Origin of the sequence: Pseudaeromonas sharmana (assembly GCF_042649925.1) — a bacterium.
In the GTDB taxonomy this organism is placed as follows: Bacteria; Pseudomonadota; Gammaproteobacteria; order Enterobacterales; family Aeromonadaceae; genus Pseudaeromonas; species Pseudaeromonas sharmana.
This window is the reverse complement of sequence record NZ_JBHSAF010000015.1, coordinates 242,143-260,173: the sequence shown is the minus strand read 5'-3', so window position 1 is coordinate 260,173 and position 18,031 is coordinate 242,143. Positions and strand designations below refer to the sequence as shown.

At 60.3% G+C, this 18,031-nt stretch carries 15 protein-coding genes and 6 tRNA genes; 9 read left to right on the top strand and 12 right to left on the bottom strand.

From position 1 onward, the window contains the following. The first annotated feature begins 66 nt into the window (after positions 1–66). Both ACFOSS_RS15885 and ACFOSS_RS15880 read left to right on the top strand, forming a co-directional pair. Positions 67–768, top strand: a complete 702-nt coding sequence (locus ACFOSS_RS15885) for a response regulator (protein WP_377154439.1) — start codon at positions 67–69, stop codon at positions 766–768. Beyond that, positions 765–2,288, top strand: coding sequence for an ATP-binding protein (locus ACFOSS_RS15880; protein ID WP_377154437.1), 1,524 nt, complete (start codon positions 765–767; stop codon positions 2,286–2,288). Before ACFOSS_RS15885 ends, ACFOSS_RS15880 begins: the two co-directional genes overlap by 4 nt. Before the next feature lie 66 nt (positions 2,289–2,354). On the opposite strand, the gene ACFOSS_RS15875 is transcribed toward ACFOSS_RS15880, so the two are convergent. The 7 genes from ACFOSS_RS15875 to ACFOSS_RS15845 form a co-directional block, all read right to left on the bottom strand. Then, positions 2,355–2,430, bottom strand: a tRNA-Ala gene (locus ACFOSS_RS15875). 43 nt (positions 2,431–2,473) lie between these two features. Beyond that, positions 2,474–2,549: transfer RNA gene (locus tag ACFOSS_RS15870), tRNA-Ala, on the bottom strand. Positions 2,550–2,593: 44 nt separating this feature from the next. Then, positions 2,594–2,669 (bottom strand) — tRNA-Ala (locus ACFOSS_RS15865). A 44-nt stretch (positions 2,670–2,713) separates the two neighbouring features. Continuing rightward, positions 2,714–2,789, bottom strand: a tRNA-Ala gene (locus ACFOSS_RS15860). Positions 2,790–3,001: 212 nt separating this feature from the next. After that, entirely contained in the window at positions 3,002–4,411 is a 1,410-nt protein-coding gene (gene gltX, locus ACFOSS_RS15855) for a glutamate--tRNA ligase (RefSeq protein ID WP_377154435.1), read from the bottom strand. A gap of 116 nt (positions 4,412–4,527) precedes the next feature. Beyond that, positions 4,528–4,602, bottom strand: a tRNA-Gly gene (locus tag ACFOSS_RS15850). A 13-nt stretch (positions 4,603–4,615) separates the two neighbouring features. Then, positions 4,616–4,689, bottom strand: a tRNA-Gly gene (locus ACFOSS_RS15845). A gap of 235 nt (positions 4,690–4,924) precedes the next feature. Between ACFOSS_RS15845 and cydD the strand changes: the two genes are divergently transcribed. The 5 genes from cydD to ACFOSS_RS15820 all read left to right on the top strand — a co-directional run bounded on the left by cydD (position 4,925) and on the right by ACFOSS_RS15820 (position 10,187). After that, positions 4,925–6,697: a heme ABC transporter permease/ATP-binding protein CydD gene (gene cydD, locus ACFOSS_RS15840; RefSeq protein WP_377154433.1), complete on the top strand. Its 1,773-nt coding sequence runs from the start codon at positions 4,925–4,927 to the stop codon at positions 6,695–6,697. Further along, positions 6,697–8,448, top strand: a complete 1,752-nt coding sequence (gene cydC / locus ACFOSS_RS15835) for a heme ABC transporter ATP-binding protein/permease CydC (RefSeq protein WP_377154431.1) — start codon at positions 6,697–6,699, stop codon at positions 8,446–8,448. The genes cydD and cydC overlap by 1 nt, the downstream gene beginning before the upstream one ends. Positions 8,449–8,552: 104 nt before the next feature. Next, positions 8,553–8,933, top strand: a complete 381-nt coding sequence (rcsF, locus tag ACFOSS_RS15830; protein WP_377154429.1) for an Rcs stress response system protein RcsF — start codon at positions 8,553–8,555, stop codon at positions 8,931–8,933. A gap of 2 nt (positions 8,934–8,935) precedes the next feature. Next, positions 8,936–9,649: a tRNA (N6-threonylcarbamoyladenosine(37)-N6)-methyltransferase TrmO gene (gene tsaA / locus ACFOSS_RS15825; RefSeq protein ID WP_377154426.1), complete on the top strand. Its 714-nt coding sequence runs from the start codon at positions 8,936–8,938 to the stop codon at positions 9,647–9,649. Positions 9,650–9,965: 316 nt separating this feature from the next. Further along, positions 9,966–10,187, top strand: coding sequence for a hypothetical protein (locus tag ACFOSS_RS15820; protein ID WP_377154423.1), 222 nt, complete (start codon positions 9,966–9,968; stop codon positions 10,185–10,187). Between the two features lie 15 nt (positions 10,188–10,202). Here the strand turns inward: ACFOSS_RS15820 and ACFOSS_RS15815 are convergent, their stop codons facing one another. Both ACFOSS_RS15815 and ACFOSS_RS15810 read right to left on the bottom strand, forming a co-directional pair. Then, positions 10,203–10,700 carry a hypothetical protein gene (locus ACFOSS_RS15815; protein ID WP_377154420.1) on the bottom strand — a complete coding sequence of 166 codons (498 nt, stop codon included), beginning with the start codon at positions 10,698–10,700 and terminating at the stop codon, positions 10,203–10,205. Positions 10,701–10,712: 12 nt separating this feature from the next. Next, positions 10,713–11,456: a phosphatase gene (locus tag ACFOSS_RS15810; RefSeq protein ID WP_377154417.1), complete on the bottom strand. Its 744-nt coding sequence runs from the start codon at positions 11,454–11,456 to the stop codon at positions 10,713–10,715. 225 nt (positions 11,457–11,681) lie between these two features. On the opposite strand from ACFOSS_RS15810, the gene ACFOSS_RS15805 reads away from it, so the two are divergent. After that, a complete protein-coding gene (locus tag ACFOSS_RS15805; protein ID WP_377154780.1) occupies positions 11,682–13,406 on the top strand; it encodes a proline--tRNA ligase in 1,725 nt (574 codons plus the stop codon). 78 nt (positions 13,407–13,484) lie between these two features. Here the strand turns inward: ACFOSS_RS15805 and acuI are convergent, their stop codons facing one another. After that, complete coding sequence (acuI, locus tag ACFOSS_RS15800) at positions 13,485–14,465, bottom strand: acrylyl-CoA reductase (NADPH) (protein ID WP_377154414.1); 981 nt, start codon at positions 14,463–14,465, stop codon at positions 13,485–13,487. A 279-nt stretch (positions 14,466–14,744) separates the two neighbouring features. Here acuI and ACFOSS_RS15795 point away from each other — a divergent pair, with 279 nt between their 5' ends. Then, a complete protein-coding gene (locus ACFOSS_RS15795) occupies positions 14,745–15,623 on the top strand; it encodes a GGDEF domain-containing protein (protein WP_377154411.1) in 879 nt (292 codons plus the stop codon). Here the strand turns inward: ACFOSS_RS15795 and tilS are convergent. Together tilS and accA are read right to left on the bottom strand one after the other, a co-directional pair. Continuing rightward, positions 15,604–16,953 carry a tRNA lysidine(34) synthetase TilS gene (gene tilS, locus ACFOSS_RS15790; RefSeq protein ID WP_377154409.1) on the bottom strand — a complete coding sequence of 450 codons (1,350 nt, stop codon included), beginning with the start codon at positions 16,951–16,953 and terminating at the stop codon, positions 15,604–15,606. The two genes, ACFOSS_RS15795 and tilS, sit on opposite strands and share 20 nt — an antisense overlap. A gap of 105 nt (positions 16,954–17,058) precedes the next feature. Next, on the bottom strand, positions 17,059–18,015 hold the full coding sequence (gene accA / locus ACFOSS_RS15785; RefSeq protein ID WP_377154406.1) for an acetyl-CoA carboxylase carboxyl transferase subunit alpha: 957 nt from the start codon (positions 18,013–18,015) through the stop codon (positions 17,059–17,061). Positions 18,016–18,031 lie beyond the last annotated feature (16 nt).

Below are 18,031 nucleotides of genomic sequence, written 5' to 3'. Positions count from 1 at the left end.
CTTGCCGTAACCTTTGGCCGCCGTATCATGTTGGCCATTTTCCCAGCAATACGGAGAGAACAATCCATGGTACGTGTCCTGTTGGTCGATGATGATCAAGAACTTTGCCAGCTGCAGCGCGACTACCTGACGAGCGAAGGATTTGCCGTCACCCTGAGCCACGATGGCGAAAGCGGATTGACCATGGCCATGCAGGGCGGGTTTGATATCTTGCTGCTGGACCAGATGTTGCCGGGCCTCAGCGGTAGTGAGGTATTACGCCGGCTGCGACAACACAGCAGCTTGCCTGTGCTGATGATCACCGCGCGCGGTGATGATGTGGATCGCATTCTCGGTCTGGAGACCGGTGCCGATGACTATGTGGCCAAACCCTGTTCGCCACGCGAACTGATGGCCCGGATCCGGGCCATCCTGCGCCGCTGTGCTCCCGAGAAACTGGGCGGGAATCCGGCAGCCAGCAGCGATCTGGAGGTGGGTGAGCTCAAGGTGTTTGGTCGCCGCCGTCAGGCCTACTGGCAGGAGGATCTGCTGGACCTCACCAGCACGGAATTCAATCTGCTCGAAGAGCTTTGTCGTCACCCCGGCGAGATTATCAGTAAGTCACAACTGTCAGAAACGGTGCTCGGCCGACCGCTGACGCGTTATGACCGCAGCCTGGATGTGCATATCAGCAATATCCGCCAGAAGCTTGGCTTGTTATCGGATGGCCGTAGTCCGATTCAGACCATCAGGGGTATCGGCTATCTGTTGCTGGACGAGAGTAAATGAGTCTGTTCTGGAAGATTCTGCTCGGCTTCTGGCTCTCCCTCCTGCTGATGGGGGGTGGCGCGGCAGCATTGGCCAAGATCTATGAAGAGACACGCCGCGCGCAACCGGATCACCTCTCGGAAGGCAAGTGGGTGCAATTTGCACTGGATGACACAACCCGGCTGCTCCAAGAGCAGGGGCCGGCATGGATTCAGGCCAATTTTCGTTCACAAATCGATCATCCTGGCGCGGGTGATCATCAGTTAGCGCCCCCCAGACCACCCATGCTCGATGGTGGCCCACCGCCAGAGGGTGCAATGCCGCCATCACCAGCCGCATCGATGCCCCAGGGAGCCCCCCCTCCCGAGCAAGCCCCCTCGACCAGCAGGGCGGAACTCAGGGATGCCCCGACACCGGGCGGTAGCCAACGTCCCCCCCGCGCATTAACCTTGATTGTTGATGAACAGGGGCATGATCTGTTGGGGCGAGCCGTGCCGGCAATTGCCTGGATGCGGGCACAACAGTTATGGGCAGAAGAGGGTAACAGTCAACCCGCTGCAGTACGTCAAGTTACCTTGTATAACGGCCGCTCGGTGCTGCTGTTTGCCACCAATCGCATGATGCCGCGGGCGCCATTCATCTGGTTCGAGTTATTAGAATCCCCGTTGCTGTTGCCAATCTGCGCCCTGCTGGCCAGCTTGCTGTTCAGTGCCTTGCTGGCCCGCTATCTGGTGCGCCCGATCAAGGTGCTGCGTGATGGCGTGCGCCGGGTGGCTCAAGGTGAGTTTGACATTCAGATCAGCCAACAGATGGGCGGACGCCGTGATGAACTGGGGCAACTGGGCCGTGATACCGACCGGATGGCCAGTCAGTTGTCGCAGTTGATGCAATCGCAAAAACGCTTGCTGCACGATATTTCGCACGATCTGCGCTCACCGCTGGCGCGGGTACAGGTGGCGATCGGGCTGGCGCGCCAGCAACCCGAACGCCAAGAAGAGATGCTGCAACGGCTGGAGCATGAAACCGGCCGCCTCGACCAGTTGATCGGCGAGGTCTTAACCCTGGCTCGGTTGGAGTCTGGCGTGCCATTACCACAGGAAGATTATCTGGATTTGCACAGCCTGCTGGAAACGCTGGTGGAAGATGCACGCTTCGAAGAGCCCGAGCGCGAGATCCGCCTCGAAACGTCCGCAGAAGGCGAGCTGCTGCTCTCCTGCCGCGGTGAGTTGCTGCATCGAGCGTTTGATAATCTGCTACGTAATGCCCTGCAGCATACGCCGGTCAGCAGTCCGGTCGTCCTCAGTCTTGACTCCCTGCCTGGACAGTACCGGGTTAGAATTCGCGACCATGGCCCGGGCATTCCCCCCGAGTTGCTCGGCGAGGTCTTTGAGCCGTTTCACCATGCCGGCAATACCCGCGGTCATGGATTGGGACTGGCCATCGCACGTCGTGCCATCCAGGCCCACAGGGGGGTGCTGTTTGCCGAGAATCACCATGAAGGCGGCCTGTTGCTGACCATCCTGCTGCCGATGCACTCATAACGGCCACGGCTGCCTGAATAAACAAAAAGGCCTGTCATTTCGGACAGGCCTTTTTGTTTTCGATGATGGTGGAGCTACGCGGGATCGAACCGCGGACCTCTTGCATGCCATGCAAGCGCTCTCCCAGCTGAGCTATAACCCCACGACAGGTTTCTTCCGACGGCCAGAGCCATCGCTGGAATAGATGGTGGAGCTACGCGGGATCGAACCGCGGACCTCTTGCATGCCATGCAAGCGCTCTCCCAGCTGAGCTATAACCCCACTACAGGTTTTTTCCGACAGCCGGAGCTATCGTCTGGAATAGATGGTGGAGCTACGCGGGATCGAACCGCGGACCTCTTGCATGCCATGCAAGCGCTCTCCCAGCTGAGCTATAACCCCACTACAGGTGCAGTTTAGTGTCTGCGCACATCTCGACGAAATCATGGTGGAGCTACGCGGGATCGAACCGCGGACCTCTTGCATGCCATGCAAGCGCTCTCCCAGCTGAGCTATAACCCCACATTCGTCGAAGCTGGAACCCACCACTCTCGTTACATGAGCGGCAAGCGAGGCGCATATTAGGCAGCCGTCCTGGTTGTGTCAACAAAAAAATACCGCAAAACAGGTCACTGCTCAGGATGCAAACAATCGCGCCCTGCACGCTCCCAGCAATGGTTACAAAACGCACGAGCCCCGCCAACGCGGGGCTCGTGACCAGGCCTCAGCCGCGGTTATTCTGCCGCCGACGCCAACAGGGCCAATACCCGATCCAGACGCATCAATACACGTTCACGCCCGACCAGGTGCATGACCGCATCAATGGACGGTGACTGCCCCAGCCCGGTGACCGCCACACGCAGCGGCATACCAACTTTGCCCATTCCCAAACCCAGCTCATCGGCTGTTGCCTGGATGGCATGGTGCAAGGGTTCAACCTCCCACGCCGAAAGGGCGGCCAACTTGTCGCGAATCAGCGCCAAAGGTTGCCGTGCGGCCGCCTTCAGATGCTTCTTCGCCGCCGCCTCGTCGATCGCCTCATACTCCTCGTAGAAGTAACGGCTTTGCGCCGCCAGCTCCACCAGCGTCTGACAACGTTCTGCCAGCAGCGTGACGACTGCACTCAAGGCCGGGCCGGAGCGATAGTCAATCTTCTGGTCGGCCATGTGCCACTCGAGGTGACCGGCGACGTATTGCGGATCCAGCGTACGGATATAGTGGTTGTTCAACCACTTCAGCTTGTCGGTGTTGAAGGCCGAAGCCGACTTGCTGATGGCGTCGAGGCTGAAATGCTCAATCATCTCGGCCATGGTGAAAATCTCCTGATCGCCATGGGACCAGCCCAGACGCACCAGGTAGTTCAGCAAGGCCTCGGGCAGGTAACCATCGTCGCGATACTGCATCACACTGACGGCCCCATGACGCTTGGACAGCTTGGCGCCATCATCCCCCAGGATCATGGAGACGTGTGCAAACTCAGGCACTGGCGCACCCAGTGCCTTGTAGATGTTGATTTGACGCGGCGTGTTGTTGACATGATCTTCACCACGCACCACATGGGTAATCTCCATGTCCCAGTCATCTATGACCACACAAAAGTTATAGGTCGGTGCGCCATCGGTACGACGGATAATGAGGTCGTCCAGCTCACTGTTGGCGAACTCGATGTGACCACGCACATGGTCATCGAATGCCACGACCCCCTCTTGCGGATTGCGGAAGCGGATGACATAGGGTTCATCATCGGCATGGTGCTCATGGCTATCACGGCAGCGGCCGTCATAACGCGGTTTTTCACCGTTGGCCATCTGCTCTTCACGCAACGCGTCGAGACGCTCCCGTGAGCAGTAGCACTTATAGGCACGACCATCGGCCAGCATCTCGTCAATCACGGCATTGTAGCGATCGAAACGCTTGGTCTGATAGTAAGGACCCTCTTCCCAATTCAGCCCCAGCCAGTTCATGCCCTCGATGATGGCATCAATGGCCTCCTGCGTGGAGCGCTCAAGGTCAGTGTCCTCGATACGCAGCACAAATTCGCCCTGATGGTGACGGGCGAACAGCCAGGAATAGAGCGCAGTACGCGCACCGCCGACATGCAGGAAACCGGTCGGACTAGGAGCAAAACGGGTTTTGACTTTCATGCTAATGCCTTGTTGATGAGGGCGTGCCGAGACGCCACAGACGAAATGGCGACTATTCTAGCACTGCGCCCGAGTCAGGGAAATCGGCAAGCTGAGATGAAGAAACGCAGGAAAACTGGAGCGGGCAGCGGGAATCGAACCCGCATCATCAGCTTGGAAGGCTGAGGTAATAGCCATTATACGATGCCCGCTGAGGCATGAACTTGGAGCGGGTGATGGGAATCGAACCCACGCTATTGGCTTGGGAAGCCAAAGTTCTACCATTGAACTACACCCGCTTGGTGTGGGCACTACTATATGCGTTTTTTTTGCCGAATCAACGCTGAAAACCACTTCCGCCTCACAGAGCCATCTGTTTGCACAAGCTTTGTCCAATCTGTACAGCGTGACAGCCATTCTCGGTTCCTGGTTGGCATTCGCCCTGGGCTTTCGTGCTTTGACAACAGATGAGCAATTGCCAAGTGCCGGCCGTAAAGATAGATTTGGCCTGAATTTTTGCGAGCCGATACTGATATGGATAAACAGAGGCAAACCCTGCTGCTACGCTGGTTGCGTCAGCATGCATCCCTCGGCCGCCCCTGGGCTGGCCTGATTCTGCTGTGTGGCGCCTGTAGCGGCGGCCTGCTGATCGCTCAAGCCTGGTGGTTAGCCAGCCTGCTGCAACAGCTGATTATCCGCGAGCAGCCCCTCGTCAGCCTGTGGCCTGAGCTGGGCGTGCTGGCGCTGCTGATCGTGCTGCGTGGCCTGCTCAACCTGCTGCGCGAACAGGCCGCGTTTCGTGCCGGCACGGCAATCCGCTGCCACCTGCGTCGGCGCCTTGCCGATGAGATGACCCGTCGCGGCCCGGCCTATCTGCAACAACAACCTGCCGGGAGTTGGGCCAGCCTGCTGCAGGAGCAAGTGGAAAACCTGCAGGACTTCTATGCTCGCTATCTGCCGCAAACCCGGTTGTGTGCCATACAACCCCTGCTGATCCTGTTTGCCGTTTTTCCGGTGAACTGGGCGGCAGGGCTGATTTTACTGGGCACTGCCCCGCTGATTCCCCTGTTCATGATCCTGACGGGGCTGGGTGCCGCCGACGCCAACCGGCGAAACTTTGAAGCGCTACGCCGTCTGTCCGGCCATTTTCTCGATCGCCTGCGCGGCATGGCCACCCTGCGTCATTACCAGGCCAGCGATCGCGAGCGGGTGGTCATCGCCAAGGCCTCGGAAGAGTTCCGTGAACGGACCATGGACGTGCTGCGCATGGCTTTCCTCAGCTCGGCCGTGCTGGAATTCTTCGCCTCGGTGGCCATCGCGCTGATCGCAGTTTACTTCGGCTTCAGCTATCTGGAGCATCTGAACTTTGGCGACTACGGCAGCAAGGTCACACTGTTCACCGGCCTGTTCGTGCTGCTGCTGGCGCCAGACTTTTACCTGCCGCTGCGCGAGTTGGGCGCCCATTACCATGCCAAGGCACAAGCACTGGGCGCCGCCGACGAAATTGAACACTTTCTGCAGCAACCCTGGCAGGGCGCGACGGCAGGCAGCGTCATCCAGGAGCGGCACACAGCACCAACCATCCAGGCTCGGGCACTCGAGGTGCTGAGCCCTCAAGGCGACGTCTTGGTAGGACCGCTGGATTTTACCCTGGTTGCCGGCAGCCTGACCGCCATCATAGGTCGCAGCGGCGCCGGTAAGAGTTCACTGCTAGCAGCCTTGTTAGGCTTCTTGCCGTATCGGGGATCGCTGACCGTCGAGGGGACCGAGCTGAGCCAACTGGAGATGACGCACTGGCGCCGGAAACTGGCCTGGCTGGGACAGAATCCGCGCCTGTTGCATGGCTCGCTGCGCGACAACCTCCGCCTCGGACACGACTATGACGATGCGGTACTGGAACAGGCGATGCAACAAGCCGGCGCCGCCGACATTCTGGCAAGCAAAGGCTGGGACTATGTGCTCGGCGATGGCGCCAGCGGCCTGTCCGTGGGGCAGGCACAACGCCTGGCGTTGGCACGGACCCTGCTGCAACCGGCTCAGGTCTGGTTGCTGGATGAGCCAACCGCCAGTCTGGATCGCGACAACGAAGCACGCATTCTCGCGGCACTGGAACCCCAATTGCAGGGCAAAACCAGCTTGCTGGTGACGCACAGACTGAACCAGCTGCAACGCGTCGATCAGGTGTTGTTGATTGAGCAAGGAAAGCTGGTCGCGGCCGGTGATCCTCGCCAGCTGGCCCAGCAGCCAGGGCCATTGCGCGACCTGTTATCCCAGGCTCCGCAGCCGTTACGTACGTCGGAGGTCTGATGCGCGATCTGTTACCGTTTTTACGCCTCTACCGTCAGCATGCCGGATTGTTGGGCGCAGGCATGTTGCTAACACTGTTTACATTGCTGGCCGGGATTGGTCTGCTCTCCCTTTCCGGCTGGTTTCTCTCTGCCTCCGCCGTTGCCGGCCTGTCCCTGGCGGGACGACAGGATTTCAACTATCTGTTTCCTGCCGGCGCGGTGCGTTTTCTGTCGATCGTCCGCACCGCCAGCCGCTGGGGCGACAGAGTGGTCAGCCATGACGCCACATTCCGGCTGCTGACTCGGTTACGCATCCTGTTCTGGGATCGACTGGCACCGCTGCCCGCCGGACGGCTGCAAGCATACCGGCAAGCCGACCTGTTAAACCGCCTGGTCGCCGATATCGACGCCATGGATCATGTCTATCTGCGACTTATCTCGCCTCTGGTCACCGGGCTGCTCAGCATCCTGGGCATGTTTGCGCTGTTGCGCCATTTCGACGTCGCGCTGGGATGGGTCCTGCTGGGTTGCCTGCTAGTTTGCGCCTTGCTGCTCCCGGCCTGGCTCTATCGCCTCGGGCTCGCCCCGGGGCAGGCCTTGACCCACAACCGAGCCACCTTGCGTACCAGCAGCCTGGATCTGATTGCCAATCAGGCCGAACTGCAGATGTTTGACGCACTCGGCTGGCAACGTCAGCAATGGGAAACTGCCGAAGCTGCCCTGATCGAAAGCCAGCGCCGCATGAGCTGGATCTCAGGCCTTGCCAGCTGTGCACTGACGGTGAGTGGCGGGCTGTTGATGCTGCTGATGCTGGTACTGGCCAGCGACGGTGTCGGCGGACGGGCACCGGACCCGTTGATCGCTCTGGTCGTGTTTCTCAGCCTGGCCGCGTTCGAGGCGATCGCGCCGCTGGCCGGTGCCTTCCAGCACCTGGCCACCAGTCTGAGCGCCGCCCGCCGCCTGAATGAAGTGCTGCACGATACCGCACCGCAGCACTTTGGCCCATGGCAGCGGGAGGCGTCCCGGCCACCGCAACTGGAGTGGCGGCAAATTGAATTCAGTTATCCTGGCGACACGCGCCCCACGCTACAGGGACTCAACCTGACACTCGCTCCGGGCGAGCACCTGGCGATACTCGGGCCGACAGGCTGTGGCAAGTCGACCCTGCTGAACTTGCTGTTACGCGAATGGGAGCCCAGTGCTGGCGAGTTGCTGCTGGATGGTCAACCGCTGGCCTCGCTGGATGAAACCAGCCTGCGGCGCACCTTTGCCGTGGTCAGTCAGCGTGTGGATCTGTTTTCGGCCACCCTGGCGGATAACCTCCGACTCGCAGCACCGGAGGCCAGCAACGAGGCGCTGCAGCAGGTGTTGACTGCGGTGGGGCTCGACCACCTGCTGATTGGCCCTGACGTTGGCAAGGCCCTGACGCTATGGCTTGGTGAAGGCGGTCGCCCGCTGTCCGGGGGAGAGCTGCGCCGGCTTGGACTGGCTCGCGCCCTGTTGCACCAGGCCCCGGTCATGTTGCTGGATGAGGTCACCGAAGGGTTGGATCCGCGCACTGAACAGGAAATTCAGTCGTTGATCCAACGCCACTGCCAAGGACGCAGCGTGTTGATGATCACCCACCGCGCGCGCGGGCTGGCTCAGATGGATCGCATCGTGCTGCTGGAGCAGGGCCGAATTGCCCATAGTGGCAGCCATGCACAACTGCTGGCCGAGGACGACCAGTACCGCCTGTGGCAACAACGGCTGGATGCCTTGCCGACGTGACCTGAGCGCCGCTTTTCACCTCCCCCGGCGGCCGACAGCATCATGACCGTTGGCCGCATCGTCTGCGCCCCCTATAATGGGCGCAGACCTGCATGGAGCATGATATGAACAGAATCCTCGCTACACTGGCGCTGCCACTGCTGCTCGCCAGCTGCAGCAATTACAGCTTTCACACCAATCTCGACAAAGAGAATTTCACCGAATATTTCAAACCCGGCACCGTAACCGTCGTGGACAAGGCCGAGTTGGAGCAGCTCGATTATCAGGTGCTGGGCACGGTAGAAGGCACCTCCTGTCAGGAACAGGCCAATCAGGCGGTGCCTGTACTGGGCGATGCCCGTACCGATGCACGCCGCCGCACCGCCGATCTCGGCGGCAATGCCCTCGTCCTGTCCCAGTGCCTGGAACTGCAACAAACGCCGGGCTGTCTGGCCAGCATCACCTGCTACGGGCAAGCCATGCTTGTGCGCGAACCGCAGCAGTGACCATGCCAGAGCCATCTTTGGCCCTGCAACCGATTGGGCTCCTGCACTCCCCCTACCGGGAGAAATTTGCCGTTCCCCGCCAACCCGGATTGGTCAGCCATGCTCGAGCCAGACTGGAATTGTTGCCGCCGTTCAATGACCCGCAAACCCTGCGCGGTATCGAGCAATTCAGCCATTTATGGCTCATTTTCCAGTTTCATCACTGTGCCGGCCAAGGTTGGCATCCCACGGTGCGCCCACCGCGACTGGGTGGCAATGAACGCATGGGGGTTTTTGCCACTCGCAGCCCGTTTCGCCCCAACGGCCTCGGCTTGTCCGTCGTGCGTCTGGAAGGCTGGCAGCAACAAGGGGCCCGGGTCTGGCTGGAGCTCAGTGGTGTCGATCTGGTGGATGGCACCCCGATCATCGACATCAAACCCTATGTGCCGTTTGCCGACAGCCTGCCAGAAGCCGTCAGCCAATTTGCCCCCGAGCCGCCAACCGCGATTCCGGTACGTTTCAGCGCACAGGCTGAACAACAGATTGCCGAAGCCAGTCTCCGCTATCCGGGGCTGCGCGACTTCATCCACGACGTGCTGGCACAAGATCCCCGACCGGCGTTCCACCAGCGCCAGGCCAGTGCCGAGCGTGAATATGGCGTGCATCTCTACGAGTTTAATGTCCGCTGGCACATGGAGAGCGATGGCGCCGTGGTCAGCGCACTGGAGACGATATAAGCCTGTCAACGATCACAGGCCGCGCAAATAGAGCCTGTCGCCAGCATGCGATTATTTTCCGCCGGACGAACAGCCGGCCTTATTATTTTCAGCACTCTGCAAGCCAAACAAGCAACACCTTGATAGGAAACGTTTTTATATATTATTTTTTTCTGAAAATAATGGTTCATCCCTAACAATGACACCGCGCAAATAGTTTCGGTACCGCAGCAATAAAGTAAGTAAGGCAGGCCGGTCACAGTTTGTACCTGCTCCGCTTGTCAGCCGGCTCGGCATGATAGAGGCTCAGCACACTAGGATGATCCGGGAGACAAGCATGAAAGCGTGGCATGCGCCAATAGCACTGGGCCTGGCCTTGACCTTAGGCTTGGTTACCGCCTGCGGACAGGCGGACAAGCCGGCAGCGGCTGAACCCGCGGCGAAGAATACCCTGTCGCAATCCCAGACCGAGGCGCTGGACAAGGCTCGCCAGGTCGAGACGCTGATGCAGAATGCCGCCAGCGCACAACAGGCTCAGATTGACGCCACCGGCCAATAAATCGCGGCGGGCGGGTCATGGGATCAGGCTGCTCTCCTCCTCCAGATCATCATCCGGCTCCATCGGCTCACCGCTGGCATCGTCACTCTGCATCGATTCCGGTGGCGAGGAAGCGAGCCCATAATTGACATCCGAGCTGCCATCACCAGTCACAGTGGCATACAGGTCGCCATGGCCGCGGTGGGACAGCAGCCAGTAACGCACCAGCCCCTCATCCTGTTCAAAGGCGCCCAGATAGAGCATGTCATCGGGTTGCAAGGCCGAGGGGTCATCATCCTGCTCCCCCAGCTTCATGTGCACGAAGCGGATCAGCTGTTGCTCGGCCTCTGCCGACAAGCCGGTTTTACCAAGCCAGGGTTCGGCATCTCGGATACTGGAGGCGTCTGCAGCATCGGCCAGTGGAAAACGGCTATCCGCTCCCGGGGTGGTTGCCGTCTGCTGTTGATCCAGCGTTCGCATCCCCCAGACCAATAGCAACAGCAGCACAGCGCCGAACACCACTCTCAGTGACATACCGATTTCCACTCAGTCAAAAACGGCAAATTCCGGGATAGCCGCGTGCCCACGGCGCTCCAGGAAAGCCAGCAACGCCCGCGGCGAACGATTCAGCAATCGCTCAATCGGGTAACCACACGCTTCGATAATGGCACCAGCCTGCTGGAAATCCCCGAGGCTGAAGGCGATATGCGCATCGGAGCCCAACACCAGCGTGGCGCCCTGCTCGGCCGCAGCCCGCACAATCGCCTTGCAGTTCGCCTCGCTACCACGCCGCGAATGGCTGAATGAGGAGTTGTTGACCTCCAGCGCCACATGGTATTGCACCGCCGCGGCGACGACGGCATCGATATCGATCGGGAACGCCGGGTTGCCAGGATGCGTGATGATATCCACCTTGCCGCTGCGCATGGCGTTGATCATGGCGCGGGTATGGCTCTCCTGGTCGCAGGGCGCAAACACCGGCTCATGAAAGCCGGCCAGGATGATGTCCAACCCCTCGCGCAGCCGGTCATTACAGTCGATGTCACCAAAGACGTTGCAGATATTGGCTTCGATGCCACGCAGAATGCCAACCCCGTTCACCCGCCGTGGCAACACCCGCAGGTTGACGAAATGCCAGAAGTGCGGCGCATCGGCCATCTGCGGGCCGTGATCTGTGGTGGCAAACAGCTGGATGCCTTTCTCGGCCGCCTGCTGGATGTAATCGTGAATCGTGCTGTAGGCATGGGTGCTGGCCAGCGTATGGCTGTGTACATCGACCGGAAAGAACATGATGAAGACTCCGTAAACCACAGACGTTATGTAGTTTATCACAGGGTCGGGCATTACCGAATCGTGCCGCATGGATTGCCATCGCCGCGTTTCACTGCATGAATGGCCAAAAACCCCGCCGGCTCGGTCGCAAACCCTTATGTTCTGTGCTGTGGCCTGCTAGAATTTCGCCCCACTGAATTCTCTGTCGCCGCGTTGCCGGCGTTTGCCAAGGATCTGACCCCGATGCGTACCAGCCAATACCTGCTTTCCACCCTGAAGGAAACCCCTTCCGATGCCGAAGTTATCAGCCATCAGTTGATGCTGCGTGCCGGCATGATTCGCAAGCTGGCTTCCGGCCTCTACAACTGGCTGCCTACCGGTTTGCGCGTGCTGAAAAAGGTCGAGAACATAGTTCGCGAAGAGATGAACCGCGCCGGCGCGGTCGAAGTCTCGATGCCGGTGGTACAACCGGCCGAGCTGTGGCAGGAGTCCGGGCGCTGGGAGCAGTACGGCCCTGAGCTGTGCCGTCTGACCGACCGTCATGATCGCCCGTTTGTCCTCGGTCCGACCCACGAAGAGGTCATCACCCACCTGGTGCGTTACGAAGTCAGCAGCTACAAGCAACTGCCGCTGAACCTGTATCAGATCCAGACCAAGTTCCGCGACGAAGTGCGTCCACGTTTCGGCGTGATGCGTGGTCGCGAATTCCTGATGAAGGATGCCTACTCGTTCCACATCGACAAGGCCAGCCTGGTCGAGACCTATGGCAAGATGCACGCCGCCTACTGTGCCGCGTTTAGCCGCATGGGGCTGGACTTCCGTCCGGTGCAGGCCGATACCGGCTCCATCGGCGGCACCGGCTCTCATGAGTTCCAGGTGCTGGCCGAGAGCGGCGAAGACTTGATCGCCTTCTCAACCGCCTCCGATTACGCCGCCAACATCGAGATGGCCGAAGCGATGGCGCCAGCCGGTGCGCGCCCGGCCGCCAGTGCCGCGCTGACCACAGTCGACACCCCGAATGTCCACACCATCGATGAAGTCTGTGCCTTCTTCAACGTCGACGCCAAACAGGTGGCCAAGACACTGCTGGTGCTGGGCGACGCCGACGAACAGGGTCAGCAGGCCGTGGTCGCATTGGTACTGCGTGGCGATCATGAGCTCAACGACGTGAAGGCCGAAAAGCTGGCGGGCATCGCCCAACCGCTGACCTTTGCCAGCGACGAACAGATCAAGGCTGCCGCCGGCTGTGATGCCGGCTCCATCGGTCCGGTCGGTTTTGCTGGCCGCATCGTCGTCGATCGCAGCGCCGCCCATCTGGCCGATTTTATCTGTGGTGCCAACGTCACCGGCAAGCACCTGACTGGTGCCAACTGGGATCGCGACATCGCGGCTTACGAGATCGCCGACATCCGCAACGTGGTGGAAGGTGATCCAAGCCCATGTGGCCAGGGCACCCTGCTGCTCAAGCGCGGCATCGAAGTCGGTCACATCTTCCAGCTCGGCACCAAGTACTCTGAAGCGATGAAGGCCACGGTCCTCAACGAAGCCGGCAAGGCCACCATCATGGAGATGGGCTGCTACGGCATCGGCGTGTCACGCGTCGTGGCTGCCGCCATCGAGCAGAACTATGACGATGCCGGTATCATCTGGCCGGATGCGATTGCGCCGTTCGAAGTCGCCATCATCCCGATGAACATGCACAAGTCACACCGCGTTGCCGAACTGGCCGAACGCTTCTACAGCGAACTGAAGGCCGCCGGCGTCGATGTGCTGTTCGACGATCGCAAGGAGCGTCCGGGCGTCATGTTTGCCGACATGGAACTGATCGGCATTCCACACGCCATCATCATCGGCGAGCGCGGCATCGACAACGGCGTGGTCGAGTACAAGCAACGCCGCAGCGGTGAAAAGAGCGAAGTGGCCATCGACGAGATCGTCCGCCACGTGCAGAGTCAGCTCCAGCGTTAATCTGCTGGCCAATTCAAACCCCGCCAACTGGCGGGGTTTGTGTTTCAGACAGCCACAACAACGCTGGCCGCAGCGGTGTTACTGGCAAGCCACCAGCACCCGGCCGGTGATCTGGCCACAGGTGATGGCCTCGGCAGCGGCGATGGCCCCCTGCAGATCCACCTCATGGCAGGCTTGGCTGTAGAAGCTCGCCGGCAACAGCTCGGCCAGACGGCGCCAGGCCTCGTTGCGCCGCTCCAGTGGACACATCACCGAATCCACCCCCTGCAGGCGCACATTGCGCAGGATGAACGGCATCACGCTGGTCGGCAGATCGCTGCCCGCCGCCAAGCCGCAGGCCGCCACTGTGCCGTTGTAGCGGGTCTGCGCCAGCAGGTGTGCCAGCAGATGGCTGCCGGTGGTGTCGATGGCTCCGGCCCACAGCTGTTTCTCCAGCGGTTTTGCCGGCGTCGCGAACGTATCACGGGCCAGCACCCGGCAAGCACCCAGCGCCAGCAGGTAGTCGTGGTTCTCGGCACGGCCGGTCACCGCCACCACCTTGTAGTCGAGCTGGGCCAGTAACGACACAGCCAAGGAACCGACACCGCCGCTGGCGCCGGTGACGATCACCTCGCCCTGCTCCGGACTGACGCCGCCCTCCTCCAAAGCCATGACACACAACATCGCCGTCAGGCCGGCGGTGCCAATCTGCATCACCTGGCGCGCGGTCAAGCCCACCGGCAAGGATTGCAGCCAATCACCATCCAGGCAGGCCTGCTGCGCCATCCCACCCCAGTACTGCTCACCCACGCTCCAGCCGGTAGAGAACACCGACTGGCCCGGTACGAAGCGCGGATCCCGAGACGACAGCACTGTGCCAGCCAGGTCGATGCCCGGCACCATCGGAAACTGCCGGACAATGGGACCCTTGCCGGTGATCGCCAAGCCATCCTTGTAGTTGAGCGAGCTGTATGCCACCGCAACCAGAACGTCGCGCTCCGGAAGCGCACCGTCATCAAGTTCCGCAATGCGCGAACAGGTCACCCCGTCCTGCTGTTCGAGTAACAGAGCCTTGAACATGCCATTCTCCACAGTAAGTCATCGGATATAGGGCCCATATTGCCACACTCCGGCCTCCGTCGCGCCAATCATTCGACGCACGCGGCAACACCGACGGAATTCAGTCGCCCACGGGTGAATGACACACCGTATCCGGCCGCCAAAACCGCATCCAGAGTGCAATGAAACCAATTTAATTCCATATTTTTCAGATGGATAGATACAACAAAACATAAAGAGACAAAACAGGCACAGCTATTGCTAATAAGGGGTATGCGTACTTATTTGACAGGTGATCGTATGGAGACCCTTCAACTCATCGGTGGATTTGCACGGTCTGGCGAAGTCAATCTTGGCCAGTATCAGGCGCGGAATGCCATTCCAAACCGTGACAAGCTCGAGTTGCTGGAAACCCTGATGGCCCAGGAAAAACTTGCCGACGTGCTGCAAACTTTTGCCGCCTGGGTGGCCACGCAGTTGCCGGTCTGCCGCCTTGCCTATCACTTCATGACCCGGCGCATGAAGTTGCTCGATAGCATGAAGCGCGGCCACAAGCAGAGCTTCACGCTGCAGGACACCCGTCATCAATATCTGGGCCAACTCGATTATGAGCTGGGAGACGAACTGGATGTGCAGCAGAAGCGCCTGCTGCAACATTTGCATCAGTTGCTGGCGCAACCGTTACGCCTGTTCCTGCGTATGGACCAGATGGATATGCAGAGCCGGATTGATCACCTGACAGGTATCGGCAACCGCGCTTTCTTTGATGAGTCGGTACAACGCGCCATCGAACAGAATCTGCGACGCCCGGATGGCCTGACATTGGCCCTGCTGGATCTGGACCATTTCAAGCAGATCAACGACAACCACGGTCACCCGGTCGGTGACAAGGTATTGCAGGAGTTTTCGGCGATTCTAGGACGCAGCATTCGCCGCACCGACGTTGCATTTCGGCTCGGCGGCGACGAATTTGCGCTCCTGCTACAGCCTGCAGACGAGGGCGCGCCGGCCCGTGTTGAATCACGGATCCGCTACCACCTGGCACACAACAGCGAACTGACGCCACTGCAGGTTGCCAGCAGCTTCGGTTTTGCCCGCTGGGAAAAAGGCATGCACGCCAGTGAGCTCTATACACTGGCCGATCGCCACCTGTATGAAGTTAAGCGCAAGCGGGTCTAGCAGGCCCGCCTTGCCACTGCCACGCCAAGCCAGGCGCCTCCAAGGAAGCCTCAAAACCGCGACAGACCAACACCCCGGGTATCGCGGCGATCTGCTCGCCATAAAACAGCACCGGCCACTGCTCACGTAGCCAGGGGGCAATCTGATATTCGTGCCACAGTTTTTTCAGCTCCCGCGAATGGGCTCGCTCCAGCGGGTGTAATCGCTGGCTCCCCGCCACCGCAAAACGCAGCGATACCGCTTCTGCGGTAGTGGGCATGCGTAGTTGTGCCGCACGCTCAACAGGCAGTAACCTCAAGCGGCCGGCAGCGCCCTGCCACTGGGCCGGCCATGTGCTGATCCAGCATGTCGGCGGAATCGGCCCCAGGCTGGGCGTCAACCACAAGCTGTCGGCATAACGCCGGATCACCCCGCCATGCCACTGCAGCGCAGGCGAGGCATCGGCCCTGGCCAACACCACCTCAGACCAGATGCGCTGCAACGCCTCCGCTTCCGGCACCTGTCCGCAGCATTTCCGCAGCCAATGCCGCAACAGGTTATGCCGCCGCGGCATCGAGAGCGGATGCAAACAGCGCAGCAGCAACCCGCCCTGCGGCGTGATGGCGCCCGCCAGATCCGCCTCGGCCACCTCCAGCAACAACTGCTCCTGCTCTCGACACAGGGTCGCGCTGCGCGCCGCCGTGGTGGCGATGGCTGGCCAGCGCTGGCTTAGCACCGGAACTATGCTGTGACGCAGAAAGTTGCGATCGAAGCGTTGATCCTGATTGCTGTCATCTTCGATCCATTGCCAACCCGCGCTCTCCGCCAGGGCGACGAGCTGGGGGCGGGATGTGGCCAGCAGCGGCCTGATCAACCAGCCCGAACCAAACGTCTGCTCTGGTGGCATGCCGCCCAGCCCCCGAGGGCCGGCACCGCGCTTGAGGGCCAGCAGCAGGGTTTCCAGCTGATCATCCTGATGGTGAGCCGTCAGCAAGGCCGTGGTCGGCGACATCTGTGCCGCCAGCGCCTGATAGCGCACCTCGCGCGCCACCGCCTCCAGGCTTTGCCGCGCCTCCCGATGCACGCTCACTCGTTCAACCCGCAGCGGCACCCCCAAACGGTCGCAGGTCCGTTGACAATGCGCCACCCAGTCGTCGGCAGCAGGATTGAGACCATGATGCACATGCAGTGCCTGCAGGCTGAACTCAGGATGACGGGCCACAAACGCCACTGCCATGTGCAACAGACAGAGCGAATCCAGGCCACCACTGTAGGCTAGCAGCAGCCGGTTCACCCCCAGTTGACGCAGGCGCGATATCCAGTGAACGTCAAGGATCTCCAGTGGGTTCATCTCTCAACTCATCCTGTTTCTAAGCCGTCCCGATGCCGCGGTTCGTCACGGACAGCAAACAATAAAGGCACCCTCAGGTGCCCTTATTTTGCATCAGATGGCAGATCAGCAATAGCCGAACGACATCAGACGCTGATAACGCTCATCCAGCAGCTGTTCCGTAGACAGCCGACGCAGGTCCGCCAGATCGGCCAACAGACGCTTGCGCAACAGGGCCGCCATCTCGTCGTAATCGCGGTGGGCCCCGCCCAGCGGCTCCGGAATGATGTTGTTGATCAGCTTCAGCTGCTTCAAGCGCTGCGCCGTGATCCCCATCGCCTCGGCGGCCATGGCAGCCTTGTCTGCACTCTTCCACAGAATCGAGGCGCACCCTTCCGGCGAGATCACCGAATAGGTCGAGTACTGCAGCATGTTGACGCGATCACCGACCCCGATGGCCAAGGCGCCACCCGAGCCGCCTTCACCAATGACGGTGCAGATTACCGGCACCTTCAGGCTGGACATCACCTTGAGGTTGCGGGCGATCGCCTCGGACTGGCCGCGCTCTTCCGCTCCAACCCCCGGATAGGCACCCGGTGTGTCGATAAAGGTGATGATCGGCATCTTGAAACGTTCCGCCATCTCCATCAGACGCAGCGCCTTGCGATATCCTTCAGGACGCGGCATGCCAAAATTGCGCTTGATCTTCTCCTGGGTGTCGCGCCCCTTCTGATGGCCGATGATCATCACCGGCTCACCTTCAAATCGCGCTGTGCCGCCCACGATCGCCTTGTCGTCGGCAAAGGCCCGGTCTCCCGCCAGCTCGTCAAATTCGGTGAACAGACGGCTGATGTAATCCTTGGTATAAGGACGCAGCGGGTGGCGGGCGACTTGTGAGATCTGCCAGGCTCCCAGTTCGGAAAACAGTTTACGAGTCAGCTCTTCGTTCTTCTTCTCCAGACGGGAAATCTCTTCGGAGAGATCCACGTTGCTTCCCACGCTGCTGCTGACATGCTTTAGCTCATCAATTTGCGCCAGCAGTTCGGCAATAGGTTGTTCAAATTCGAGAAAATTGAGATTCATAGTGTTATCCGAAATC